Annotated in this window: 24 protein-coding genes; 7 read left to right on the top strand and 17 right to left on the bottom strand. The window is 72.9% G+C overall.

All coding sequences use genetic code 11. The annotated features are described in order from the left end of the window. Nucleotides 1-124: 124 nt before the first annotated feature. Entirely contained in the window at nt 125-1,222 is a 1,098-nt protein-coding gene (locus ACZ61C_RS46285) for an ROK family protein (protein WP_465314366.1), read from the bottom strand. 59 nt (nt 1,223-1,281) lie between these two features. Here ACZ61C_RS46285 and ACZ61C_RS46280 point away from each other — a divergent pair, with 59 nt between their 5' ends. Then, nucleotides 1,282-2,499 carry an MFS transporter gene (locus tag ACZ61C_RS46280; protein WP_465314365.1) on the top strand — a complete coding sequence of 406 codons (1,218 nt, stop codon included), beginning with the start codon at nt 1,282-1,284 and terminating at the stop codon, nt 2,497-2,499. A gap of 84 nt (nt 2,500-2,583) precedes the next feature. Beyond that, entirely contained in the window at nt 2,584-3,021 is a 438-nt protein-coding gene (locus ACZ61C_RS46275) for an SRPBCC family protein (RefSeq protein WP_465314364.1), read from the top strand. Here the strand turns inward: ACZ61C_RS46275 and ACZ61C_RS46270 are convergent. Both ACZ61C_RS46270 and ACZ61C_RS46265 read right to left on the bottom strand, forming a co-directional pair. Then, nucleotides 3,018-3,719, bottom strand: coding sequence for an LLM class flavin-dependent oxidoreductase (locus ACZ61C_RS46270; RefSeq protein ID WP_465314363.1), 702 nt, complete (start codon nt 3,717-3,719; stop codon nt 3,018-3,020). The genes ACZ61C_RS46275 and ACZ61C_RS46270 overlap by 4 nt on opposite strands. A gap of 1 nt (nt 3,720) precedes the next feature. Then, the gene (locus ACZ61C_RS46265; RefSeq protein ID WP_465314362.1) at nt 3,721-5,664 is read right to left on the bottom strand and encodes an acetoacetate--CoA ligase; all 1,944 of its coding nucleotides are present in this window, start codon (nt 5,662-5,664) and stop codon (nt 3,721-3,723) included. 130 nt (nt 5,665-5,794) lie between these two features. On the opposite strand from ACZ61C_RS46265, the gene ACZ61C_RS46260 reads away from it, so the two are divergent. After that, nucleotides 5,795-6,781, top strand: a complete 987-nt coding sequence (locus ACZ61C_RS46260; RefSeq protein WP_465314361.1) for an LLM class flavin-dependent oxidoreductase — start codon at nt 5,795-5,797, stop codon at nt 6,779-6,781. Here ACZ61C_RS46260 and ACZ61C_RS46255 read toward each other — a convergent pair. The 9 genes from ACZ61C_RS46255 to efeU form a co-directional block, all read right to left on the bottom strand. Beyond that, entirely contained in the window at nt 6,778-8,358 is a 1,581-nt protein-coding gene (locus tag ACZ61C_RS46255; RefSeq protein ID WP_465314360.1) for a sensor histidine kinase, read from the bottom strand. The genes ACZ61C_RS46260 and ACZ61C_RS46255 overlap by 4 nt on opposite strands. Continuing rightward, on the bottom strand, nt 8,355-9,056 hold the full coding sequence (locus ACZ61C_RS46250) for a response regulator transcription factor (protein WP_465314359.1): 702 nt from the start codon (nt 9,054-9,056) through the stop codon (nt 8,355-8,357). Before ACZ61C_RS46250 ends, ACZ61C_RS46255 begins: the two co-directional genes overlap by 4 nt. 219 nt (nt 9,057-9,275) lie before the next feature. After that, complete coding sequence (locus ACZ61C_RS46245) at nt 9,276-9,971, bottom strand: polysaccharide deacetylase family protein (RefSeq protein ID WP_465314358.1); 696 nt, start codon at nt 9,969-9,971, stop codon at nt 9,276-9,278. Next, entirely contained in the window at nt 9,968-11,002 is a 1,035-nt protein-coding gene (locus ACZ61C_RS46240; protein WP_465314357.1) for a glycosyltransferase, read from the bottom strand. Before ACZ61C_RS46240 ends, ACZ61C_RS46245 begins: the two co-directional genes overlap by 4 nt. A 145-nt stretch (nt 11,003-11,147) precedes the next feature. Then, nucleotides 11,148-12,089 carry a M56 family metallopeptidase gene (locus ACZ61C_RS46235; protein WP_465314356.1) on the bottom strand — a complete coding sequence of 314 codons (942 nt, stop codon included), beginning with the start codon at nt 12,087-12,089 and terminating at the stop codon, nt 11,148-11,150. Next, entirely contained in the window at nt 12,086-12,451 is a 366-nt protein-coding gene (locus tag ACZ61C_RS46230; protein ID WP_465314355.1) for a BlaI/MecI/CopY family transcriptional regulator, read from the bottom strand. Before ACZ61C_RS46230 ends, ACZ61C_RS46235 begins: the two co-directional genes overlap by 4 nt. A gap of 25 nt (nt 12,452-12,476) precedes the next feature. After that, a complete protein-coding gene (locus ACZ61C_RS46225; protein ID WP_465314354.1) occupies nt 12,477-13,382 on the bottom strand; it encodes an undecaprenyl-diphosphate phosphatase in 906 nt (301 codons plus the stop codon). Between the two features lie 63 nt (nt 13,383-13,445). Next, a complete protein-coding gene (gene efeO, locus ACZ61C_RS46220; protein WP_465314353.1) occupies nt 13,446-14,570 on the bottom strand; it encodes an iron uptake system protein EfeO in 1,125 nt (374 codons plus the stop codon). A gap of 2 nt (nt 14,571-14,572) precedes the next feature. After that, the gene (gene efeU / locus ACZ61C_RS46215; protein ID WP_465314352.1) at nt 14,573-15,409 is read right to left on the bottom strand and encodes an iron uptake transporter permease EfeU; all 837 of its coding nucleotides are present in this window, start codon (nt 15,407-15,409) and stop codon (nt 14,573-14,575) included. Nucleotides 15,410-15,643: 234 nt separating this feature from the next. Between efeU and ACZ61C_RS46210 the strand changes: the two genes are divergently transcribed. The 3 genes from ACZ61C_RS46210 (at nt 15,644) to ACZ61C_RS46200 (ending at nt 18,153) form a co-directional block, all read left to right on the top strand. Then, a complete protein-coding gene (locus ACZ61C_RS46210) occupies nt 15,644-16,243 on the top strand; it encodes an Rv1733c family protein (RefSeq protein WP_465314351.1) in 600 nt (199 codons plus the stop codon). 39 nt (nt 16,244-16,282) lie between these two features. After that, nucleotides 16,283-16,915, top strand: coding sequence for a DedA family protein (locus tag ACZ61C_RS46205; RefSeq protein WP_465314350.1), 633 nt, complete (start codon nt 16,283-16,285; stop codon nt 16,913-16,915). A gap of 107 nt (nt 16,916-17,022) precedes the next feature. Continuing rightward, a complete protein-coding gene (locus ACZ61C_RS46200) occupies nt 17,023-18,153 on the top strand; it encodes a hypothetical protein (protein WP_465314349.1) in 1,131 nt (376 codons plus the stop codon). Here the strand turns inward: ACZ61C_RS46200 and ACZ61C_RS46195 are convergent. Continuing rightward, nucleotides 18,104-19,399 carry a HAMP domain-containing sensor histidine kinase gene (locus ACZ61C_RS46195; protein WP_465314348.1) on the bottom strand — a complete coding sequence of 432 codons (1,296 nt, stop codon included), beginning with the start codon at nt 19,397-19,399 and terminating at the stop codon, nt 18,104-18,106. The two genes, ACZ61C_RS46200 and ACZ61C_RS46195, sit on opposite strands and share 50 nt — an antisense overlap. Nucleotides 19,400-19,496: 97 nt before the next feature. On the opposite strand from ACZ61C_RS46195, the gene ACZ61C_RS46190 reads away from it, so the two are divergent. Further along, the gene (locus ACZ61C_RS46190; RefSeq protein WP_465314347.1) at nt 19,497-20,174 is read left to right on the top strand and encodes a response regulator transcription factor; all 678 of its coding nucleotides are present in this window, start codon (nt 19,497-19,499) and stop codon (nt 20,172-20,174) included. A 58-nt stretch (nt 20,175-20,232) separates the two neighbouring features. Here ACZ61C_RS46190 and ACZ61C_RS46185 read toward each other — a convergent pair whose 3' ends face one another. From ACZ61C_RS46185 to ACZ61C_RS46170, 4 genes are read right to left on the bottom strand one after another with little or no spacing between them, the layout of a single operon-like run. Further along, the gene (locus tag ACZ61C_RS46185) at nt 20,233-22,212 is read right to left on the bottom strand and encodes a glycosyltransferase family 4 protein (protein ID WP_465314346.1); all 1,980 of its coding nucleotides are present in this window, start codon (nt 22,210-22,212) and stop codon (nt 20,233-20,235) included. Beyond that, nucleotides 22,209-22,841, bottom strand: a complete 633-nt coding sequence (locus tag ACZ61C_RS46180) for a DUF998 domain-containing protein (protein ID WP_465314345.1) — start codon at nt 22,839-22,841, stop codon at nt 22,209-22,211. Before ACZ61C_RS46180 ends, ACZ61C_RS46185 begins: the two co-directional genes overlap by 4 nt. A 56-nt stretch (nt 22,842-22,897) precedes the next feature. Next, the gene (locus tag ACZ61C_RS46175) at nt 22,898-24,292 is read right to left on the bottom strand and encodes an ATP-binding protein (protein ID WP_465314344.1); all 1,395 of its coding nucleotides are present in this window, start codon (nt 24,290-24,292) and stop codon (nt 22,898-22,900) included. Beyond that, a complete protein-coding gene (locus tag ACZ61C_RS46170; protein ID WP_465314343.1) occupies nt 24,289-24,984 on the bottom strand; it encodes a response regulator transcription factor in 696 nt (231 codons plus the stop codon). Before ACZ61C_RS46170 ends, ACZ61C_RS46175 begins: the two co-directional genes overlap by 4 nt. Nucleotides 24,985-25,129 lie beyond the last annotated feature (145 nt).

Below are 25,129 nucleotides of genomic sequence, written 5' to 3'. Positions count from 1 at the left end.
AACTACGATCGCGCCGACCTGCCGGACGACGACCCGGAGGTGCACGACCCGCTGGTGCGCAAGGTCTTCCCGGGCCGCGGCTCCGCCGTCGGCACGTGCGCGGACTGGTCGCCGGAAACCTGAGTCACCGGCTCGCCGCCGCGGGCTCGCGAGGCCGGGTCGGGTCGGGGAGGCCGTAGCGGGCGTTGAGCACCTGCATGGCCGCGCCGGCCGCCACGACGTCCGTGCCCAGCGACGTCAGGGAAACGTCCACGGTGAGCCACCCGTCGCCCGGGACCTGGGTGCGCACGGCGTGGTCGACGGCTTCCCGGTAGAGCTCGCCGTGGGGGAGCAGGTCCGCGCCGCCGAGGACGATGTGGCCGAGGTCGAGGGTCTGCAAGAGGTTGACGACTCCGGTCGCGAGCACGGCGGCGGCCGCGGCGGGGTCGGTCGCCTGCTCGTGGACGGCTTCCAGGCAGCCGTGCCGGCCGCAGGCGCAGAGCGGGCCGTCGAGCTGGACGACGGCGTGGCCGAACTCGCTGGCGTTCGTGTGCGCGCCGCGGTGGGCGGCGCCGCCGAGCCACAGCCCGGCGCCCACGCCGGCGTCGACCACGACCAGGGCCGCGTTGCGGAAAGCCGTTCCGCGGCGCCAGGCTTCGGCCGTGACCCCGGCGGTGACGTCCTTGTCCAGCACGACGGGCAGGCCCAGCCGCTGTTCGGCGAGGGCGGCCAGCGGGACGTCGCGCCAGTGCCGCAGCCGGTGGGCGCCGCGGACGGTGCCGGTCGACTGGTCGAGCGGCCCGATCATGCCGATCCCGACCCCGGCGAGCTCCGGGCCGGCCAGACCGTGCCCGGCGATCATCGCCGTGACGCCGGCCGCCAGCTCGTCCAGCAGCTGCTCCGGGGTGAAGTCGGCCGGCAACGGCGTTGCCGTCGACGCACGGACGTCACCGGCCAGATCGGCGAGGACCAGGCGCAGCTCGCGGCGGGTGACGTGCGCGCCGATCGCCCAGCGGCTGCCGGGGACCAGGCGGTAGACCGCGGCCGGTTTGCCCCGCGGCGGACGCCGGACGCCGGACGGCTCCAGCAGGCCTTCCTCGACCAGCCGGGCCAGCACCTTCGACACGGCCTGCGGGGTCAGCCCGGTGACCTCGGCGACGGTGCCGCGCTCGAGCGTGGGCACGGTCCGGGCCAGCGCGATCACCAGCGCTTCGTGGTAGTCCCGCAGGAAAGCCAGGTGCACGGCGTCACCCTACCGCCGGGCCCTGGTATTAACGCAACAGCGTTGCTAAAGTCGCCGGAATGGACGACCTCACCCGTCGGCGCCGCTGGGCGGCCCTGCTCGCCCTGGCGCTCGGCTCGGTCGCGATCGGGCTGACCGAGTTCGTGCCGGCCGGGCTCCTGCCGGACATCGCGCGCAGCGTGCTCGGCAACGCCGAACCGGACTCGGTCGCGCGGGCCGGCTGGATGATCACCGCGTACGCGCTCGGCGTGGTCGTCGGCGCGCCCGTGCTCGCGACGGTCACCGCGCGGATGCGGCGCAAACGCCTGGTGCTCGGGCTGCTGGTGCTGTTCGTGCTCGGCACGCTCGCGTCCGCGGTGGCGTCGTCGTTCGGCCTGGTGCTGGTGGCCCGGTTCGCGGCGGGCCTGCCGCACGGCGCGTACTTCGGGGCCGCGGGCCTGCTGGCGGCGACGCTGATGGGGCCGGGCAACGAGGGGCGCGGGTTCGCCGTGGTGCTCAGCGGGCTGACGGTGGCCAACGTCGCCGGCGTCCCGGTGATCACCCGGCTCGGGCAGGCCGTCGGCTGGCGGCCGGCGTACCTGGTCATCGCCGGGGTCTTCCTGCTCGCGCTGGTGGCGGTGGCGGTCACGGTGCCGGACGCGCCGGCCGCGGGCGGGTCACCGGCCGACGAGCTGCGCGCCCTGCGCCGGCCGCAGGTGTGGCTGGTGGCGGTGACGGCGTCGATCGGGATCGCCGGGTTCTTCGCCGTCGACAGCTACCTCGCGCCGATCACGACCTCGGTCACCGGGCTGTCGCCGGGCGCGGTCCCGTGGGCGCTCGTCGCGGTCGGGCTCGGCATGACGGTGGGCAACTTCCTGGGCGGCTGGCAGGCCGACCGGAACCTGCGCCGAGCCATGCTCGTGGGCTTCGCCGCGGTGATCGCCGCGAACGTCTACTTCGGACTGACCGTGGGCTCGGCGTTCGGCCTGTTCACCGGCGCATTCCTGATCGGCGGGACGATCCTGTTCCTGGGCCCGGTGCTGCAGGCCCGGCTGATCGCGGTGGCGCCGGGCGCCCAGCTGATGGGCGCGGCGCTGAACCAGTCGGCGTTCAACACGGCCAACAGCCTCGGCGCGGCGCTGGGCAGCGTGGTCATCGCGGCCGGTCTCGGCTACCGCGCGACGGCGTGGGCCGGCGTGGTGGTGAGCGCGATCGGGCTCGGGCTGGCCGTGGTGGGGTTCGTGGTGGACCGCCGCAAGGCCGAGCGGCGGCCACCGGCCGAGTTGACGGCCGGTTGAGATTCCGTTGTGAACGGCGTGAGACGCTGCGATGATCCGGAAGGTCCCGGCGCCGGGACCGGTGGACCGACACTGGGAGAGACTATGCCGCGTCCCTACGCCAGCGGAGTTGTCGCCGCGCCCGTCGACCAGGTCTGGGCCCGGGTCCGCGCCTTCGGCGACCTGCCCGACTTCCTCGGCGCGATCGGGCACTGCGAGATCGTCGAAGGCGCCGACGGCCACGTCGGAGCCGTCCGCCGGCTGACCCTCGCGGCCGGCGGCGACCCGTTCGACGAGCGGCTGCTCGTCCTCGACGACCCCGCACGCACCCTCACCTACGCGTTCACCGGGGCGAACCCGTTCGGCGTGCGCCGCTACGTCTCGACGATCCGGGTCAGCCCGGTCACCGACACGGGCGAGTCCTTCGTCGAGTGGTGGGCGGAGTACGACGCCGACGCGGACCAGGAAGAGGCGCTCGACCGCACCTTCGCCCAGGACGTCTACGGCGGCGGCATCGCGGGCCTGCGGCAGCTGCTCACCTAGAGCAGGGCTCGCACCCGGGCGGGATCGGGCCCGTCCGGGCCGAGCACCACCACGGCGTCGTCGAAACCGGCCTCGGCATACCGCCGCAGCGTCTCGCCGACCGGGCCGAGGTCGTCCTTTGTGGACACCGTGATGGCGCAGACGATCGCCCGCCGGCCGCCGGCGGCGCGGAACCGGTCGTGGGCGGTGATGATCTGCTCAGCCGTGCGGCGGTGGGCCGCCGCCAGCCAGCCGTCGAACTCGCGGGCGGCCCGCTCGACGTTGGCGCCCCACGAGCCGAGGAGCAGCGGCGGTGAGGGGTCGAGCAGGTCCCTCAGCCGCGGCACGTTCTCACGGAAGGTGCGGAAACGCGCGGTGTAGTCCCGGTCGAGGAGTGCGTAGTCGAGGTCGGTGGACCCGGGGCTGACGCCGAGCGTCAACCGGTTGCCGCACACCGACATCAGCGACCGGACCCGGTACGCGAGGTCGGCGGGGTGGTGCAGCGGAACTTGCACGGTGGCCGTGCCCACCTCCACGTCCTCGGTGGCGGTGGCGGCGACCGCCAGCGTGACGAACGGGTCCGGCACGAAGAAGCCGCGCCCGATGATCTGGGGTGTCCACAAGCTCTCGAAACCCTCGCCCGCCAAGCGTTTCGCCCACTCCGCGACGTCGATCGGCGGCCCGGGCGACAAGTGCGCGAGCGTCGCTCCCAAGCGCATGTCAGCGGGCCCGGTCCGCGGCGAACCGCGCGTACCAGCGCAGCGCGTCCGGATCGTCGACCGACGCGATGTTCGCGGCCTTCTCCAGCGCCCACCCGGCCAGCAGCTTCTTGATCGGGACCTCCAGCCGCTTGCCGCTCAGCGTGTGTGGGACGGCGGGCGCCTCGACGATCTCGTCCGGGACGTGCCGGGCGGTGAGCCGGGTCCGCAGGGTGGTGACGATCTTCCCCTTGAGCGTGTCGTCGAGTGCGTGGCCGGGCGCGGGAACCACGAACAGCCCCAGCCAGTAGCCGTCGTCCGGCCGGTCGACCCCGATCACCAGGGTCTCGGTGATCTCCGGCAGGGTCTCGAGCACGTCGTAGAAGTCGCTGCTGCCCAGCCGGACGCCCTGGCGGTTGAGCGTCGAGTCGGACCGGCCGTGGATGGAGACGCTGCCGTCGGCGTGCAGGGTCACCCAGTCGCCGTGGCGCCAGACGCCGGGCCAGGTGTCGAAGTAGGACTCGGTGTACCGTTCGGCGTCCGGGTCGTTCCACAGGGACACCGGCATCGACGGCATCGGCTGCGTGATCACGAGGTCCCCGACCGCGTCGACCACCGGCTTTCCGTCTTCGCCCCAGGCCGCGCAGTCGACGCCGGCGAGCCGCCCGCCGATGCGGCCCACCCGGACCGGGGTGTACTCGTTGGCGCCGACGAACGAGCCGGAGATGTCGGTGCCGCCACTGGTCGAGTCGATCCGCAGGTCCGGGCGGACGTGCTCCATCAGCCAGTGGTAACCGGCCGACGGCAGCGCCGACCCGCTGACCATCACGTGCCGCAGCCGGCTCAGGTCGTGCCGGTCCCGGGGCGAGACGTCGGTGCCGGCGGTGACCACCGCGGCGCCCAGCAGCATGACGTCGGCGCGGACCCGGGCGGCGACCTCCCAGACCGCGCCCGCCGGGTGGTGGGGCGCGCCTTCGTAGAGCGTGATGGCCGCGCCCTGGGCGAGCGCGCCCAGCTGCATGTTCCACAGCGCCCAGCCGGTCGAGGTGAACGTGTACATCCGCTCGCCGGTCCGCAGTCCACAGTAGAGCCCGGACCACTTCAGCCCTTCGAGCGTGATGCCGCCGTGGCTGTGCACCAGGCCTTTCGGCAGTCCCGTGGTGCCGGAGGAGAACAGCACCCACAGCGGGTGGGAGAACTCGACCTGCTCGAACTCCGGCGGCGCGTCCTGGGCCGGCAGCTCGTCCCACGACGTCGAGCCGTCCGGGTGCGGCCGGTCGAAGACGTACGGGACGTGGACGAAGTGCCGCAGTGTCGGAAGTTCCTCGCGCAGCCGCGTGACGACGTCGCCGCGGTCGATCTCCTTGCCGTTCCAGTGGTATCCGTCCGCCGCGATCAGCACGGTGGGTTCGAGCTGCGCGAGCCGTCCGATGGCGCCGTCGGCGCCGAAGTCGGGGGAGCAGCACGCCCACACGGCGCCGACGGCGGCGGTCGCGAGGCAGGCGATCACCGCGTGCTCGGTGTTGGGCAGGTAGGCGCCGACCCGGTCGCCGGGGCGCACCCCCGCCCGGCGCAGCCAGCCGGCCACGGCCGCCACCGACCGGCGCAGGGCGCCGAAAGTCGTCTCGCGCGCGGGGCCGCCACCCTCCTGGACGCAGACCAGCGCGGTGGTGTCGTCCGCCCCGCGGCGCAGCGCGTGCTGCGCCCAGTTCAGCCGTCCGCCGGCGAACCAGCGGGTGTGCGGCATGGGATCGGCGGTGCGCACGCGGGTCCACGGCGTGGTGAACTCGACGTCGTAGTAGTCGACGATCGAGGTCCAGAACCGGTCCAGGTCCTCGACGGACCAGGCCCAGAGTGCGTCGTGGTCGGGGAACGGCCGCCCCTCGCGCCGCTCCAGCCAGTTCAGGTACGCGCGCAGCGGGGAGTTCTCGATGCGGTCCGCCGTCGGGCTCCAGAGCACGTCCATACCGGAAACATAGAGACAGTTCGCCGCGCGCCCCGGCGCCGTTGACGGGGATTTGAGAATCGCGTGTGATCGAGTTGAGCCGGCCGGCGCACGATCCCTGGGACGACGACGTCACGAGGAGGCCGGACGCATGAAGCTCGCCCTGTACCTGCCCAACTTCCGCGACGAGGTGACGCTGAAGGAGCTCGAAGACCTCACCGCGCTCGCCGAAGACCTCGACTTCGACTCCGTCTGGACGCTCGACCGGATCGTCGTCCCCGAAACGTCCGACCACGCCGAGCTGCAGTACCCGTTCGGCATGATGACCGACCTGCCCAACGCGCTGCCGGTCATCTCACGCGGCAAGTGGTTCCAGGGCATGACGCTGATCCCGTGGCTCGCCGCGAAGACCACGAAGGTCCGGATCGGCATGAGCATCATCGACACGCCGTACCGCTCGCCCGGCGTGCTCGCGGCCGAGCTCGCCACCCAGGACCACCTCTCGGGCGGGCGGCTCAACGTCGGCATCGGCTCCGGCTGGATGCCCGAGGAGTTCGCGGCGGCCAGCGTCCCGCAGTTGTTCGGCCGCCGGCACGCCCACGTCCGCGAGACGATCGAGATCATGCAGGGCATCTGGTCCAACGAGCTGTTCGAGTACCACGGCGAGTTCGCCGACTTCGAGCTGTCGGGCTTCGGGCACAAGCCGATCCAGCAGCCGCCGCCGATCTTCTTCTCCGGTCTGAAGGACCCGAAGCGCTCGGCCAAGCGCATCGCGAAGTACGGCCTGCAGGGCTGGATCGGCATCCAGGACACCCCCGAGGACATCAAGCGCTGGAAGGGCGAGATGGAGCGTGAGCTGGGCGAGCTCGGCCGCGGTTTCCCCGACGGGTTCGAGATGTGCAGCATGATCTGGTTCGTCATCACCGACGAGCCGATGGACCAGACCCCGGCGGGCAAGGGCACCAACCTGCTGGCCGGCAGCGCCCAGCAGGTCGAGGACATCCTCAAGCGCTACAAGGAAGCCGGCCTGACCATGCCGCTGCTGTGGCCGCCGTTCCGCGACGTGCCGACGTCGAAGACCCTCGACGACCTCAAGCGGCTCACCGAGGAGATCATGCCGAAGGTCAACGCCGCCTAGCGCGGCAGCCGCACCTCGACCGTCGTGCCCTGGCCCACGACGGTCGAGACGGCGAGCTGCCCGCCCATCGCTTCGGTGAGGCCCTTCGCCAGCGGCAGTCCCAGGCCGACGCCCTGGTCGGTGTCGACGCCCAGCCGGTCGAACGGCGTGAACAACCGCGTCAGGTGTTCCGGCGCGACGCCCCGGCCGGTGTCGGTGACGGTGACGACCACGGCGTCGGCCTCGGTGCCGGTGGTGATCGTGACGGTGCCGCCGGTCCGGTTATAGCGGACGGCGTTGCCCGCGAGGTTGAGCAGGACCTGCTTGAGCCGGCGCTCGTCGCAGCACACGGTGGCCGGGCCGCTCTCGTCGCGGAGGCGGACACCTTCGGCGTCGGCCAGCGGCTCCAGCAGGTTCAGCACCTCGGTGACCACGGCCGCGACGTCGATGTCGGCCGGGTGCAGCCGGAGCGCCCTGGCCTCGATCCGGGCCACGTCGAGGACGTCGTCGACCATGGCCAGGATGTGCCCGGCCGCGCCGGTGATGTGTTCCAGGGCCGCCCGCCGGCGTTCCGGGGGCAGGTCGAGCGAGCCCAGCAGCTCGGTGAAGCCGGTGATGGCCTGCAGCGGGGTGCGCAGCTCGTGCCCGAGGGCGGCGACGAAGTCGGTCTTGGCGCGGCTGGCCTGCTCGGCCGCCTGACGGGCCACCTCGGCCTCGCGCCGGCCACGGCGTTCGCGCTCGGCCGCCCGGCGCTGGGTGACGTCGAGGACGTTCGCGATCAGCCGGACCGGGAGCCCGTCGGGCCCGGCGACCGGCGACACCGAGACGACGACGTCCAGCGTGCGCCCGTCCGGGTGGCGCAATGTCGCCTCGTAGGGCGGTGCCCCCGCCGGGGTGAGCAGCTCGTCGAGCCGGGCGCCGATCAGCTCGTACTCGGTGCGCCCGAGCAGGTCCCGCAACGCTTCGTTGGTCCGGGTGACGGCGCCGTCGGGCTCGGTGATCGCCATGCCGGTCACGTTGTCGTCGAAGGCACGGCGGAACCGCTCTTCGCTGTCGGCCAGCGCGCCGAAGAGCGTGTTGTGGTCGATGGCCACCGACGCCAGGTGGGTGAGCCGGTCGACCAGGTCGCGTTCGCGGGGCGCGGGCTGGTGGGTCCGCTCGTGGTAGACGGCGAAGGTGCCGACCACGCCGTCCCGGCCGCGGATCGGCGTCGACCAGCAGGACCGCAGCCGGTGGGCGCCCGCGAGCGCGCGGAACTGCACCCAGCGCGGGTCGGTCGTGACGTCTTCGGCGACGACCGGCACGCCCAGGTAGGCCGCCGCGCCGCAGGACCCGGCGTCGCGGCCGATGGGGAGACCGTCGATGCCGGCGGAGTAGGCCGCGGGCAGCGACGGCGCCGCGCCGTGGTGCAGCGTCGCCGTTTCCAGGTCGAGCAGCAGGATCGAGCAGTGGCAGCCCGGCATCAGCCGTTCGAGGGCGGTCGCGACCTCGGTCAGCACCTCGGCCAGCGGCGCGCCGCCCGCGATGCGCTCCAGGACGCCGGACTGGGCCCGCAGCAGGGCCTCGGTGTCGCCGACGGTCTCTTGGACGTTCGTCATGGCTCGAGCCGGTAGCCGACGCCGCGGACGGTCCGCACGAGCCGTGGCCCGAGCTTCTGGCGCAGGCGGTGGACGTGCTCGGTGACGGTCGCCTCGCTCTGCCACTCGGCGGCGCTGGCCCAGACGCGTTCGAGCAGCTGGGCGCGGGTGAACACCTGCCGCGGGTGCGCGGCCAGGAAGGCGAGCAGGTCGAACTCCTTGGCCGTCATGGTGATCTCGCGGCCGTCGAAGAAGACTTCGCGGGCGGCGTGGTCGATCCTCAGGCCGGCGGCGGTCGTGGGCGGCGCGGGCGCGACCCGCCGCAGCACCGAGCGCACGCGGGCGGCCAGCTCACCGGGGGAGAAGGGCTTCACGAGGTAGTCGTCGGCGCCGAGGTCGAGCCCGACGATCCGGTCGGTCTCACCGCTGCGGCCCGACAGGACGATCACCGGCAACGAGGCGTGCACGCCGTCCCGCAGCCGCCGCAACACGTCCAGGCCGCCGACGCCGGGCAGCGCGAGGTCCAGGATGACGAGGTCCAGCTGCTCGCGTTCGATGGCTTCGAGGGCCCGCCGGCCGTCGGGCGCCTCGGCGACCCGGAACCCTTCGGCCTCCAGCTGCCACGTCACGACGGTCCGCACCCGCGGGTCGTCGTCGACGACCAGGACGAGCCGCCCGGGGGCCGCGCGGCTGCCGGGCAGGGTCGCAGGGGCGTCCATCGCGGGCTCCTTCGCCGACGTCCGGCCGCCACGCCGCGGCCGTCCTCCATGGTGCCCCACCTGCGGCGCAGTGGCCAGATCAGCGGGAGCGCAGGTCGCCGAGGTCGGGCCGGAGCGGCCGCCGTCAACCTGGTCGGTGCGCTCGGTCCGGTCCTGCGCCCGGTTCAACCCGGAGAAGGCCCAGCGCCTCCGGCGTTGAAAACCGCGACCGGCTGATCCTCACCGTCGAGGAGTGTCGAAGGTGAGGCCACGACGACGGCAGTCGTCGATGATGCCGGGGAGCGCGCCGAGCGTGGCGCGCCAGGCGCCGTTGCCGGTGGTGGTGTCGCTGTCGTGCAAGAGGATCGTGCCGCCGCCGCCGAGGTTGCCGGCGACGCGGCGGCGGATCGAGCCGGGGGTGCAGCCTTCGGTCCAGTCGAACCCCCAGGTGCTCCACAGGAGCGGGCGGAGCGCCAAGTGCCGGGCCGCGATCAGCGACGCCGTGCTGAAGACGCCGTAGGGCGGGCGGAACCAGCGTGGTGCCGTTCCGGTCAGGCGGTGCAGGAGATCGCGGGCCGCGCGCAGGTCGCGATGCGTCGCCCGCGGTGACCGGGCCAGCAGGCAGCGGTGGTCCCAGCCGTGCACGCCGACCTCGTGTCCCGCCGCGGCGATGGCGCGCACGACGTCCGGGGCTTGCCGGGCCTGGGCGCCGAGGAGGAAGAACGTGGCCCGGACGTCGTGCTCGGCCAGGACCCGCAGGAACTGCGGTGTCGAGACGGGGGACGGGCCGTCGTCGAAGGTCAGGGCTACCTGCCCGGGCGCTGTCGTGCCGGCCAGGCGGGGCAGCAGGGCACGCCGGGGGCCGGGCAGGAACGCCGCCGCCGGGGCGGCGTGGGCGGCGAGGGTGATCGTGGCGAGCGCGACGGCGGTCTTCACGCGAGCTCCATCAGCTTTTCCAGCAGTGGCACGGCATCCTGGGCTTCGTCGAGCCGATCGTGCGGGCGGGCGGCGGCGAGCGCCGGTCCGAGGTCGCGGCGGCGGCGGATCCACGGGACCGCCCCGATCCGGTCGAGCACGGCGGCGTTGGCGCGGCCGTGGCCGGGCAGGCAGCGGTAGGTGAGCACCGGCAGCCCGGCCGCGAGCGCCTCGGACGTCGTCAGGCCCCCGGCGTTCTGGACCACGACGTCGGCCGCGCGCAGCAGCCGCGGCATGTCGTCGACCCAGCCGAACACGTGCCGGTGCCCGGCGGCGAGGAGCTGGTCGCGCAGGGCCGTGTTGCGGCCGCACACGACGACCGGGACCGCCGTGCCGGACGCCGTGACGTCGTCGACGGTCTCGCGGACCTGCCCCACACCCCAGGACCCGGCCACCACGAGCGCCAGGCGCCCGCGCTCGGGAAGGCCGAAGGCGTGCCGGGCGCCGTGGCGTTCGCTCGGCCCCGCCCGGCGGAAGGCCGGCCGGACCAGGGGCGCCGCGACGGCGACCTCGGCGGCGCCCAGGGACTGGGCCTGCTCCGCCGCCCGGTGGTTCGGGGCGATGTGCAGGTCGGCGCCGGGGTGCACGGCCAGCCGGTGCACGGCGGGATCGGTCAGGTAGGCCGCCAGGGGAGGGGTCTCCGCGGTCCGCAGGACGCCCAGCGCCTGCGTGGCCAGGGGGTAGGTCGAGGTGACCAGGTCCGCGCCGCGGACCAGCGCGGTCAGCCCCGGCCGGGCGAGGGTGGCGGCCCGCGCCGCCAGCCCGGCGCCCCAGGCTGTCCCGAGCACGCTCAGGGTCCAGTCCCAGCTGCGGGGCGCCATCTCGAGCTGGCGGTGGTAGCAGGCGCACAAGCGGTGCCCGAGCGAGCCGGGCAGGAGGTCCAGGTAGTCGTGGACTTCGACGGCGTGGCCGGTCAACCGGTCCGCCAGAGCGTGAGCCGCTCCGTCGTGCCCGGCGCCCACGCGGGCCGAGACGATCACGATGCGCGCCATGCCCGCTCCCTTCTACGACAACTTAGTAGAAGTTCTACACGAGCGTAGATTAAGACGGGGTTATTAATCCGGCCAAAAGCAGGACGACCCTGACGCGGCACGGAACCGTTGCTGCAAAGGCCATTCGGCCGTGCCTGTGGTCGGATTAGTAACGATCGGCACAGTATCGGTCTGCGTTCCCGATCTGGGCGACTTCGATGCCGTCGTGCAGGTCGGCGGCGCTGTCCAGGGCGGTTTCGGCCGACAGGCCCGCGATGCCGAGGATCACCGCGCTCAGCACCACCACCGGGACGCGGCCGCGGACCCGCGGTGCGGGCGCCAGCAGCGCCGACACCCGCTGCGGGACCGGGCCACCGGTGGCGGCGAGGGCGAAACCCGCGTGTGCCCGCCCGGCGAGCGCGGCCTTGGCCACGGCGTGCGCGACCACCGTCCGGTCGCCGACCCGGTGGGCCGCGGTTTCGTCGGCCCACCGTTCGAGCGCGAACCGCGTCGCCGAACAAAGCGGGCGCAGCAACGGATTCAGCGTCGAGGACACCGTCAGCACGATCAGGAACAGGTGGTGGCGCGAGGCCAGGTGCGCCCGCTCGTGGGCCAGCAACGCGGTCCGTTCGCGCGGGCTCAGCGCCGCCAGCATGCCGCGGGAGACCGCGATCCGGCCCCCGCGCCCGGGCGCGGCGAACGCCACGGCCTCCTCGCCCGGCAGGACGAGGATCCCGTCCCGCCCGTGTTCGTCGAGCTCGCGCGACAGCCGCCGAGCCCATCGTGCGTACCGGACGGCGGTGCGCGCCAGGAGAAGCAGCAGCACACCCAGCACGACGCCGGCGGCAATCGACGTCGGGACGTCCACGCCGCTCAGCGTCCGCAGCTCCCGCGGTGACCAGTGCCCGAGGTCGGCGACGACCGGGACCAGCGACAGCCCGGAGAACGCCAGCAGAGCCAGCGCCGCGGTGCTTCCGGCCGCGAGGACGAGGCAGGCGCCGGTGAGCAGCCAGCTCGCCGGCCGCGGGGGCAGCCGCGGCGCGACCAGGCGCGCGGCCGGCCACGCGAGCAGGGGCAGCAGCAGCGGGATCAACAGGTCGGTGGTCACGGCGAGCCGCGCAGGAGATCTCGCAGCACCGCTTCGTCCGAATCCGACAGCTGGGTGACGAAGCGCGCCAGCACACTGCCGCGGTCGGGCTCGCTGTCGAGGACCTTCGTCATCTTCCGCGCCGCCAGCCCGGCTTCGTCGTCGACGGCGGAGTAGTGGAACGCGCGCCCGTGCTTCTCCCGTGTCGCCATGCCCTTGTCGTGCAGGCGGGTGAGGATCGTCACGACCGTCGTGTACGCGAGGTCGTCCTCGATCCGGGCCTGGACGTCGGTGGGGGAGAGGGGTTCCCCGGCGCTCCACAGCAGGCTCAGCACCTCGGCTTCGAGCGTTCCCGGGGCGCGCCGCGCCGGTTCCTTCCGCATGCTTCGAATCTACACGGCTGTCGTATCAGCGGAGGGTCAGCACGGCCAGCGCACCGGCCCCGGCGAGCACGCAGTAGAGCGCGAACGGCGTCAGCGTCCGGGTGTGGAAGTGGCGGGTGAGGAACCGCACGGCGAGGTAGGCGCTGACGAACGAGGCGACGCTGCCGACCAGGACCTGGCCGTGGATGCCGGCGCCGAGCGGGCCGAAGAGGTCCGGGATCTTGAGCACGCCCGCGGCGAGGATCACTGGAGTGGCCAGGAGGAACGAGAACCGGGCGGCGTCTTCGTGGGAGAGGCCGCGCAGCAGCCCGGCGACCATCGTGACGCCGGAGCGGCTGATCCCGGGCAGCAGGGCCAGCACCTGGGCGCTGCCGATGAGGACACCCCGGCCGAAGGACATCCGCGAAAGGCGTTCGTCCGCCGCGACGTCGGTGTCGACGGCCGCTCCGGGAGCGTCGGCGGGCACCGCGGTCGCGTTCGCCCTGCGGCGCAGGAGCTCGCCGCCGTAGAGCACGACGCCGTTGGCGATCAGGAACGCCGCGGCCGGGACCGGCTTGCCCAGCGTGGTGCGGAAGAGGTGCTCCAGCAGCAGCCCGCTCACCCCGACCGGGATGGTCGCGAGGATGATCAGCCACGCCAGCCGTTCGCCGGAGGTCCGCACCCGGCGGTGCCGGATCGAGCTGAAGAACCCGCCGATGATCCGGACCCAGTCCCGCCGGAAGAACACCAGCAGCGCGGCGGCGGTCGCCACGTGCAGGCCGACGATGAACGCCAGGTACGGCGACTCCGGCGTCGACACGCTCAGGTCCTGCGCCCACTTCCCGCCGACCACCGCGGGGATCAGGACGGAGTGCCCGAGGCTGGAGACCGGGAACAGCTCGGTCACGCCCTGGAAGGCGCCGACGACGATCGCTTCGAAGTAGTCCAGCACGGTGCCTTCCCGGGGTGTATTACTACGCTTATGTAGAAATACTACCTGACTGTAGAAGCCGCCCTACTTCGCTACGACCTCCGCGACCTTGCTCAGGGGTTCCGACAGCGCGTCCACGGCCGACGCGAACGCCTTGATCTGGTCCTTCGTCAGGTCGGTGTAGAGCTTGAAGGTGTCCCCGGTGCGCTGGGCGTCGAGGAGCTTCTGGACATCGGCGAACCGGCCGTCGATCGTGGCCACCAGCGCGGGGTCGCGCTGGGACAGGACCGGGCGCAGCGCCTGGATGGCCGCCTTGGAGCCGTCCACATTGGCCTGGAAGTCGGAGAGATCCGTGTGGGAGAAGGCTTCCTCCTCGCCGGTGATCTTCCCGGTGGCGACCTCGTCGAGCAGGCTCTTGGCGCCGTTGGCCAGGTCGAGCGCGCTCAGCTGCAGCGCGCCGGCCTTCCGGCCCAGCGTGGTGACGTCGGTGACGAGCTGCTCGGCGACCGCGGCCGAGTCCGGCTGCAGTCCGCTGACCCACAAGTCCTTCTCCAGCCGGTGGAAGCCGGTGAACTTCTGCCCGGGCTCGAGGTCGGCTTCGCGGACGTCGAGTGCCGGGTCGAGGTCGCCGAACTTGGCCGCGACCGGTTCGATCCGCTCGTAGTAGACGCGGGTCCGGGCGTACTGGGCCCGGGCGCCGGCGACGTCGCCGGCCTTGACCGTCGCGGCGAACTTCTTCGATTCGTCGGCGAACGCGCCGGTCTGGCTGGTGACGTACCGCGCGTAGCCGCGCGCGGCGTCGGCCAGTTCGGCGTTCACGTCGGTGCCCTTCGCCGCGCCTCCGGTGACGGTGAACGCGCCGCGGATGCCGACGCCGGCCATGCCGGGCTTGCACGCGGTCTGGTACGCGCCGCCGCCGGCGACCTCCACGATCAGCCGGCGGGAAATCCCGGGCGCGATGTTCTCCACCTCACCCATGATCCGGTCGCCCTCGCCGTAGAGGTAGAACTCGGTGACTTTGCTGCCTTGGTTGGAGATCTGGAACGTGATGGTCCCCGCGGGGGCCGTGCTCGCCGAAACCTGGCAGCCCGTGTCGGTCGCGGTGACCGAGATCGGCCCGCCCGGGGCGGCGGCCGGGGGCCGGGCGTCACACGCCGTCAGCAGGGCGAGCGCGGTGAGCGCGGCTCCGGTCCGCAGTGCGGTCGCCATGGTCACTCCTTCGGTTCGGCGGTGGTGGTGGCTTTGGCTCGCGCCGGGCGCAGGAAGAGCGGGAGCACGATCCCGACGTAGGCCGCCCAGGCGATCGCCTGCAGGAGCGTGGTCTGCTGGGAGTAGTTGAAGATCCCCTTGAGCAGGGTGCCGTACCACGAAGTCTCCGGCAGGACACCGGAAGCGTCGAAGGCCAAAGTGGACAGACCGGGGAGGAAGCCGCCCTCCTGGAGGTCGTGCAGGCCGTAACCCAGCACGCCGGCGGCGACGAACACGAGCAGCACGCCGGTGATCCGGAAGAACTTCCCGAGGTCGAACCGCAGCGCGCCGCGGTAGAGCAGCCAGGTCAGCGCGACGGCGATGAGGATCCCGATGGCGAAGCCGAGCAACGGGAGTGCGGTGTCACCCTGGGCGGTCTGGACGGAGGCGTAGAAGAAGACGGACGTCTCCAGGCCTTCGCGGCCGACGGACAGGAACGACACGAGCACGATCGCCAGCGGGCCGAGCTTCAGCGCGTTCTCCATCTTCCCGCGCAGCTCGGCGGAGATGTGCCGGGCGGCCGTGCGCATCCAGAAGATCATCGCGGTGACGAACGCGACGGCCACGATGGACAGCGTGCCGCCGACCAGCTCCTGGTGCGCGAAGGTCAGGTGGGCGGTGGTGTAGGTGAGGATCGCGCCCACGGCGACCGAAAGCAGCACGGCGGCGGCCACTCCGGGCCACACCCAGCGCAGCGCCGGTCGCCGGTCGGTCTTGACGAGGAAGGCCACGAGGATGCTCACGACGAGCGCGGCCTCGAGTCCCTCCCGCAGGCCGATCAGCAGGCTGGAGAACAACAACGCGCGGCTCCTTGGCGATCCGGTGACGAGGGGGACCGCGCAAGCATTAGGTAAGGCTCACCTCCGAATCCAGGAACCGACGGTAAGTTAGCCGAACTTTAGGAACGGACAAAACGGTCAGCGGTGCCGATTGTGCTGCTCGGAGCGGCTCGGCCGGCAAGCATCTTCCAGTGCCGGGCAAAGGCCGGGTTAACGGCGCTGCGGCGGGCGGACGCGGCGGCGCACGCTGGAGTCATGGGCACTTTCTGGAGGGTGGGCGCCGTCGCGCGGCGTCTCCGGCTGCTCAAACCGATCTTCCTGCGGTCCGCGCGGGGCACCGACCGGCTCGAGGCGGTGCTCCTGCTCGTGGTGAGCCTGCTCGTCGTCGGGTCGGTCGCGGTGATCTGCCGTCAGGTCATGGCCGACTACGACCGGCTGGCGGCCTCGGCTGTGGTCGAGGGCCGTACGCGCCACCTGGTGGTCGCGACCGTGCGCCCGGACATCCCGGTGCCGGCCGGCTCGGCGTCGGCCGGTGGTGAGCTCGTCCCGGTCACCGCCACCTGGCTCGCGCCGGGCGGCCGGCTCCGGCAAGGCGTGGTCGACGTCGGCGCCGGACCGGCGCTGCCGCAGCACGTCCCGGTGTGGATCGACCAGTCCGGCGGGCAGGTGGTGCCGCCGCTCAGTGGCGCCGAGGCGTTCACGACGGCGATCCTCGGCGGTCTCGTCTGGGAGAGCGTCTTGCTCGTGGTGCTCGGCGGGGTCTACCTGGTGCTGCGCCGGGGACTGGACCGGCGCCGGGCGCGGTCGTGGGACCGGGAGTGCGCGCGAGGCGGGTGGCGGTCAAAAACGACATAGGTGTAGAAATACTACGTAGCTGTCGAAGAAAGGTGGCCGATGAACCCGTTGAGCGCGACGTCGTGGTTGTCCAGCCTCGGCACGGCCGGGGTCTTCCTCGTGCTGTTCGCCGAAACCGGCTTGCTGATCGGGTTTTTCCTGCCCGGGGACTCCCTGCTGTTCACCGCCGGCCTGTTCTGCACCACCAGCGCCACCGCCACGGTGCACCTTTCGCTCCCGGCCGTGCTGGTCGCGTCGGTCGCCGGGGCCCTGCTGGGGGCGCAGACCGGGTTCCTCCTCGGCCGGCGCGGCGGACGTCCGCTGCTCGCCCGGTCGCGGAACGCCCACCTGCATCGCGGCATGGCTCGCGCGGAGGAGCTCTTCGGCCGGTACGGGCACGCCAAAGCCATCGTCCTCGCGCGGTTCGTCCCGGTCGTGCGGACGGTGCTGAACCCGCTCGCCGGAGTCCTCGCGGTGCCCGCGCGGACCTTCACGATCTGGCAGGTTCTGGGCGGGCTCCTGTGGGCGGTCGGCGTCACGCTCGCCGGGTACGTGCTCGGCTCCAGCATTCCCGGGATCGACCAGTACCTGCTGCCGATCGTCGCGCTCGTGGTCGTCGTCTCGCTCGTCCCGCTCGCCCTGGAAATCCTGCGCGGCAGCAAGCGAAACACCGAAACCCGCGACCGCGCTTAACTGTTCGCTAGCAATTCGATGGACTGGCTCGAACCGCGGGATCGTTACCGTGAAATATGGTCGACGTAGCCGGTAAAACCGAATTCCCGCCCGTTCCCCGGCCGCCGGTGAAACGCCGTCGAAAGCGTTTCCGGCGAGCACTGGCCGTCTTTCTGCTGCTGATCATCTACCCGGCCGTCACGTACGTGCAGGCGCTCACCGCGCCGGGCGCGGCGACCTTCGCCGCGCGGACGGCGGACTGGGCCCGGCAGATGGGCGCCGGTCCGGTCGTGAACGCCCTCGAGAACTGGTACTACACCCGGCATCCGCCGGGCGGCGGCAGTCCCGACGCGAACGCGCTGCCGGCGCCGGTGTCGGCGCCGGTGTCGTCGGACAACACGGCGAACGCGCCCGCCGCGCTGCCCACCCTGCCCGGCGCCCTGCCGGGTGAAGGGCAGTGGGTGCCGGGCGCCCGGATGGCCGGGGGCCGGCCGGCGGACTACACGACGTTCGTCCGCCCCGACCCCGGCCACGCCAGCGTGGTCGCCGCTCTGGTGGCGTTCGACCAGAAGTGGACCGGCCTGCACCTGATCGCCGGGACGAAGGAGCCCGGCGGCCAGTGGCCCGAGGGCGCGCAGGTGCCCGACGCACTGCGCTCGTCGCTGCTGGCGACGTTCAACTCCGGGTTCAAGTTCCGCGACACCCCGGGCGGCTTCTACGCCGACGGGCGGTCCGGGATCCCGCTCAAGAACGGGATGGCTTCCCTGGTCGTCGACAAGTCCGGGGTGGCGACCGTCGGCGTGTGGGGTCGCGACGTCCGCCTGACCCCGGACGTCGCGGCGGTGCGCCAGAACCTCGAGCTGGTCGTCGACGGCGGGCAGCCGGTGCCCGGGCTGTCCGGCAACCCGGCGGGACAGTGGGGGAGCGCAAAGAACCAGTTCCAGTTCACCTGGCGGTCCGGCGTCGGCGTGGACGGGCAGGGCAGGCTGGTCTACGTCGCCGGGAACCAGCTCACCCTCTCCGCGCTGGCGGACGCGCTGTCGAGCGCCGGCGCGGTCCGGGGCATGGAGCTCGACATCCACGGCGGGATGGTCAGCGCCAACCTCTTCCGGCCGGACTTCCCCGGCTCGTCGCCGGTCACGCTGACCCGGGACATGCCGACCGCGCCGGACCGCTACCTGGCGCCGGACCAGCGTGACTTCTTCGCGGTCACGGTGCGGGCGGGTGCGCTGCACGGGCCGACGGCAGCAGCAAGGTGAACGTCGTGGGGGCCGGGCTGCCGAGCCGCAGCCGGCCCCCTTCGGCCTCGGCCAGGTCCCGGGCGAGGGCGAGGCCGATGCCCGAGCCGCCGGCGCCGCTGTGGCCGCGGGTGAACATGTTCGCCACGTCCGCGGCGTCCCGGCCTTCGTCCGCGACGTCGAGGACGAAGGCGTCTCCGGCGTCGCGGGTCGTGATGGTCACCGTGCCCCGGCCGTGGATGACGGCGTTGTCCAGCAGGACACCGAGGATCTGCCGCACGGCGGCCTCGGCCGCGCGCGGCCGGCCCGTCGCCTGAGGGTCGATCCGCAGCCGGCGGCCCCGGGTGGCGAGCAGCCCGCGCCAGCCGGCGACGACGTCCCGCAGCAGGCCGTCCGGTTCGATCACGCCGCGGTCCTCCGGCGGCCGGGCGGCGAGCATGACCAGGTCGTTGATCGTGGTCTCCATCCGGTCCGCCGTGCCGAGGGCGGCCTCGACCGCGGCGGCCAGGTCCTGACCAGGTGGATCGAGGGCGGATTCGAGCTGCAGGCGCAGACCGGCCAACGGCGTCCGCAGCTGGTGCGAGGCGTCCGCGGCCAGGGCGCGCTGACGGTCGAGGGCGTCGCCGATCCGGACCGCGGCCTGGTCGAGCGCTTCGGCGAGCTGGTCGATCTCGCCGATGCCGCTGACGGGGGCCCGGACGGTGAAGTCGCCGCCCCCGAGCCGCGCGGCCGCGCCGGACAGCTGTTCGAGAGGCCCCGCGACCCGCGCGGCGAGCCGGGCGGCCAGCAGCCAGGTCAGCGCGAGCGCGGCGACGCCGAGCCCGGCCATCGCCAGCCAGGAGACCGCGACCTTCTGGTACCACTCGGTGTGCGGCGTCGACGCGCGGACGATGCCCTGCAGCTGCGAGTCGTGCAGGATCGGCACGGCGACGACGAGGTCCGAGCCGACGTCGCCGGTCGCGACCTCGCCGGCCCGGGCCCGCTGCACGACCGGGTCGCCGGCGGTCGGTCCCTGGCCGGTCAGCAGCGTCCCGCTCGGGGTGTACAACCCGGTTGTGTCCTCTTCGGACCCCGGGAACCGCGGCAGGCTGACGTGGGTGAGGACGTCGTCGGCGATCGACAGGGCGGCCGCGTCGGCGGTGCGTTCGAGCTCGGTGCGCTCGTCCTGCGCGAAATAACCGGCGACGCCGATCGCGAGGGGCACCCCGAAGAGCGTCGTCGCCAGCAGGGCCGCGGCGACGGCGAGCAGGATGATGCGTCTGCGCATGACTTCAGTCTGCCCGGCGGACGGCGATTTCCCGGTGGTGAAGGTTAGCGTTCGGCTAAATCCGCTTTCCGTGATCGGAAACCGGATAGAATTCGTCATGGCCGCAGTTCTCCTCGTCGAAGACGACGAAACCATCGGGAGCCTGCTCGAATCGGCGCTCCGCATGCACGACTACGACGTGATGTGGTCGCGCACGGGCGGCGACGCGCTCCGCCGGATGCAGCTCGACGAGTACGACGTCGTCCTCCTCGACCTCGGGCTGCCGGACCTGGACGGCATCGAGGTCTGCCGTCGGGCGCGCGGCATCACCCCCAGCGCCCTGATCATCATGATCACGGCGCGGACGCAGGAGATGGACGTGGTGGTCGGCCTGGAGGTCGGCGCGGACGACTACCTGACAAAACCCCTGCGGTTGCGCGAACTCCTGGCGCGGCTGCACGCGCACCTGCGTCGCGGGACGTCGTCGAACGTGCTGCCGCTGCGCGTGGGGGAGCTGGTGGTTCAGGTGGCCGCCCGCCGCGTGACCCTGTCGGGCGACGAGATCGTGTTGCGGCCCAAGGAGTTCGACCTGCTGCACCGCCTGGCCCAGGAGCCGGGGTCGGCGATCAGCCGGGACACGTTGATGGCGGACGTGTGGGATACGCACTGGCGCGGGTCGACCAAGACCTTGGACGTGCACATCGTGACGTTGCGCCGGAAACTCGCCGAGGCGGCGAGTGAAGCGCCGACGATCACCACGGTGCGCGGATACGGTTATCGGCTCGAAACGCCGTGAATGTTCTTGACGGGTAAGCGCCCGGCCAACGCGGTTCGCCGAGCGCTTACCCGTCTCGTCACGCGGCTTGCCCGGCCATCGGCGGCGTCGAAACCCCCGCGAGAATCCGGTACTGGCTCTCGAAAGTCGCGAGCGCGCCGTTGATGTCGTGCCGGGCGACCAGAGACCGGGACGCCTCGCCCATCCGGGCCCGCAAGTCCGGATCGGCCGCCAGCTCGGCGATCCACCGGGAGATCGTCGTGATCGCACCCGGTTCGAAGAGGAAACCGTTGTCGCCGTGGTGGACCAGGTGGGGCAGGGCCAGTGCGTCGGCCGCGATGACCGGGAGGCCCGCCGCCATCGCCTCCATCGTGGCGAGGCTCTGCAGCTCTGCCGTGCCGGGCATGCAGAAGACGTCGGCCCGGGCGTAGCGGTGCACGAGCTCGGCGTCCGGCACAAAACCGTGGAACGTCACGCGGTCGCTGACCTGCAGTTCGCCCGCGAGCGCTTCGAGCTCGTGGCGGCGGGTGCCGTCGCCGACGAGGTCCACGCGCACGTGCGGCAGCGGGGCCAGGGCGCGCAGCAGCTGGTCGATGTTCTTCTCCGCGTCCAGCCGCCCCACGAACAGGACCGACATCGGCCCTTCGGCCGGACGCGCGGCCGGTGCGGCGTAGTGCGCGAGGTCGATGCCGCAGGACACGACCTGGGCCGGCCGGTCCAGCCCGATCCCGGCCAGGACCTCGGCCGCCCGCGGGGTCGGGGTCGTGACGATGCGCGCGTCGCGGTAGACGTGGACCAGGTCCTGCCACGCCCAGCGGGCGATCGCCGCCTTCACCCGGCGCGGGAACGGCGTGTAGCCGAGCAGGTTGTCCGGCATGAAGTGGTTGGTGGCCATCCCGGGGACGTCCCGCTCGGCCGCCGCTTCGAGCAGCGCGCGGCCGACGCCGAAGTGGGCCTGGACGTGGACGACGTCGGGGCGGAGCCGGTCCAGGAGCGGTCCGACCTCCGTGCGGGCGCCGCCGGGGGTGCAGAACCGGTAGTCCCCGTGGAACGGGATCGCGCGGGACCGGACGCGGTGGATCGTGTACCCGTCACGCTCTTCGGTGCGGGCCGGGCCGTCGTCGGACGGGCAGACGACGTGGACGTCGTGGCCGCGGCCGGCCAGCCCGCGGGCGAGCCGTTCGGTGAAGAACGCGGCGCCGTTGATGTTGGGCGGGAACGTGTCGGCGCCGATCAGGACGCGAAGACCGGTCGGGTGCTCGGGCACGGGGTTCTCCTCGGTGGTCGGAACGGCGCCGGCGAGCACACGCACGCCGGCGAGAGCGACGACCGCGGCGATGGCGGCCGCGGGCTTCGGGGCCTCGCCGTAGGCCAGCGCGGCCACGGCGACGGCGGTCAGGGGGTCCAGCACGGTCGTGGTGCCGACGACGACCGCGGTCGAGCCGGCGGCGTAGGCGCGGTGCAGGAGCACGCCGCCCGCGCCGAGCAGCAGCAGCGCCTGCCCGCCGAGCAGGAGCGCCGTGCCGAGCGGCTGCGACGCGGCCGCGTGCACCACCGACGAGCCGAGTCCGAAGAGGACCGCCGCCGCGGCCGCCCGCGCGGCACAGCCCGCCCGGGCGAACCAGGCGAGCGCCGCGATCACGAGCCCGACGACGGCCACGGTCTCGGCCGTGCCCGCGCTGATCACCGCGGTCGAGGTTCCCGAGGCCGCGAAGGCCACGAACCCGGCGACCCCCGCGACGACGAGCACGACGGCCGTGAGCGTCCGGCGGGTGCGGACCCGGCGTCCGAACAGGACGGTCAAGACCAGGCTGACCACACCGAGCGGCTGCACGACCGGGAGCGGGGCCAGCGACAACGCGACGACGTGCAGCAGGCTGCCGCCGACGGCCAGGCTGGTGCCCGCCCACCAGCCGGGTGAGCGCAGCAGCCGGGACAGGGTGCGCAGCCCCGGCGTGCCCCGGGTGCCCAGCCCGGTCACCTCGGCGTGCTGCCGGGTCGCGGCCAGCGCGAACAGCGCGGCGGCGAGCAGGGCGCACAGGATCGCGAGCGCGGTCATCGGACGGCCTCCGGCACCCGGCGCAGGGCCGTCGCCACCGTCGCGACGATCAGGAACTCGGCCAGCAGCGCGACCCGTTCGAGCAGGCCCACCGGCAGCCAGCCGACCACCTGGGCGGTGCCGAACGCCGCCGCGGTCACGACCCCGGCGACCGCGCCGCGCCGCAACGCCGGGGCGACGCCGAGCCAGCGGGGTTCGGCGCGCAGCCGGGCGCTCAGCGCCCAGGCCGCGAGCGGCAGGCTGGCGAACAGCACCGCCCCGCCGGCGCGGTGGATCTCCCCGGACACCGTGGGGTCCGCGGCGCTGAGGTTGCTGCGGAAGACCAGGACCACCACGAGCCCGGCCGTCCAGAGCAGGAAGAGGGTGCTCGCCAGCGGGCTGCACGGCAGCGCGGCGAGCCGGGCCGCGACGGCGAGCATCGCCGCGGCGACCAGCAGGAGCACGACCGCCGCTTCGAACAGCAGGCGGCCGCCGCGGTGCCAGGCGTAGTCGCTGACCGGGTCACGCCAGGGGCTGACGTTCCCGGCGAACCCGAGGGTCAGCCCGGCGATGATCACCTGCGCGACGGCGGCCGTGACCAGCGTCAGCGTCGCCAGCGGCGTGGGCGAAAGCGCGGTCCGTGGGGTCACCCCTCAGACGGTGGTGCGCGTCCATGAGAGTTCGATGAAGATCGCGCGCGGTTTCCTTAAGAAGCGGCCAGCGGGAGCACGAGGTCGAACCGCGCGCCCCCTTCGCCGGCCCGGGCCGCCGAAGCGTGCCCGCCGTGCTGGGTGAGCACCTGCTCGACGATGGCCAGGCCGAGCCCGGAGCCGGGCAGGGCGCGGGCGGCGTCGGCCCGGTAGAACCGCTCGAACACGTGCGGCAGGTCGGCCTCGGGGATCCCCGGCCCTTCGTCGTCGACGCGCACGCGCACCGAGCCGTCCGCCACGCTCATGGCGACCCGCACGGTCCCGCCGGGCGTGGACCACTTCGCGGCGTTGTCGAGGACGTTCAGCACCGCGCGTTCCACCGCGGCGGGCCGCGCGACGACGTCGGCCTGGGCCAGCTCGGCCTCGAACGTGACGGCCGGCCACCGCGACCGGGTGCGCTCGACCGCCGAGCCGACGACGTCGGCGAGGTCCAGGCGTTCGGTCTCCTCGCTCGGGCGTTCGCCGGTGGAGAGGTCGACCAGCTCGCCGATCAGCGCGGTCAGCTCGACGGCCTGCGTGTCGAGGTCGGCCAGCAGCCGGGAGCGGTCTTCGGCCGACAGCTGCCGCTGGGGGTTGGCGTCGGCGTGGATGAGCAGCTCGATGTTGGTGCGCAGGCTCGTCAACGGGGTCCGCAGCTCGTGCCCGGCGTCCTCGACCAGCCGGCGCTGCTCGTCGCGGGAGCGGCTCAGCGCGGTCAGCATCGCGTTGAACGAGGTGGCCAGCCGGCCGATCTCACCGGAGGCGGTGACCTCGATCGCCGCGGACAGCTCCTGCGTGCGGGCGACGTTCTCCGCCGCCGACGTGAGGTCGTCGACCGGGCGCAACGCCGAACGCGCGATCGCGCGGCCGACCAGCGTGGCGCCGAGGACACCGGCGACGGACACCACGAGGAGCCAGAAACCCAGCCGCGTCAAAGTGTTTTCGACGTCTTCGGAGTCCTGGGCGACCTGGACCGCGCCGCCGTCGGAGCGCTGAGCCGTCCACACGCGGAACCGGTCGCCGTCGATGCGGCGGACGTCGGAGGCGCGTCCGGTGGTGCCCGCGGCGACCGGCGCGTCCACCGGCGACGGCGGGATTTCCGGCTTCGCTCCCGCGGTGCCGGTGACGGCGCCGGTCGCCGAGAGGAACTGCACGGTCAAGCCGCCGTTGTGGCCGAACCGGGGCCGGTCCTCGGCCGACTGCAGGGTCGCCAGCGCCTCCTCGGGCGAGGCGGTCTTCGCCGCGAGCTGGGCGTAGGACTGCAACCGGGCGTCGAACTGGTCGTAGAGGTCGGCCCGGGTGATGCTCCAGGACAGCGCCGACACGGTGACCACGGCGACCGCGACGGCTCCGGCGACGAGTACGCCGAGCCGGGCCCGCAGGGAGAGTTTCTTCCAGCGCAGGCGTTTCACAGCGGTTCCTCGCGCAGGACGTACCCGACGCCGCGCACGGTGTGCAACAGTCGCGGCTCGCCCTCGGCTTCCAGCTTGCGGCGCAGGTAGCTGACGTAGACGTCGAGGCCGTTGGAGGCGCTGCCGAAGTCGTAACCCCAGACGTGCTCGAACATCACGGTGCGGGTGAGCACGATCCGGGGGTGCCGCAGGAACGTCTCGAGCATGGCGAACTCGGTCCGGGTCAGGTGCAGGCCGCGGTCGCCGCGGAAGACCTCCCGCGTCGCCGGGTCGAGGGTGACGTCGCCGAACCGCAGCGCCGCGGGGGCGGGCGGCGTGGCCGGGGCGTTGTACTCGGTGCGGCGCAGCAGGGCCCGCACCCGTGCCAGCAGCTCCTGCAGCGCGAAGGGTTTGACGAGGTAGTCGTCGGCGCCCGCGTCGAGGCCGGCGACCCGGTCGGTCACCCCGGTCCGGGCGGTCAGCATCAGGACCGGCACGGTGTTGCCCTCGGCGCGCAGCACCCGGCAGACCTCGATGCCGCCGAGCACCGGCATCGTGACGTCGAGCAGCACGCCGTCGGGACTCTCGTCGCGGATCATCGTCAGTCCCGCCGCCCCGTCACCGGCGATGGAGACGCGGTAACCCTCGAACCGCAGCGTGCGCGAGAGGGAGTCCTGCACCGCCGTCTCGTCGTCGACGATCACCAAGTGCACTCCGGAGTCCCTTCACTCGATGTTGATGACACAGGGTGACTGTAGTTGAGTTCGGCGCGACCGGGGCGAACTCTCATCGAAGATTAACGTTCGCCGGGTTTTCCGCGGTTAGCCTCGGGAGAAGTGCTTTCCCGGAACGAAAGAG

The organism is Amycolatopsis sp. NPDC104587 (genome assembly GCF_055583645.1).
This window is presented reverse-complemented; position numbering and strand designations above follow the sequence as displayed.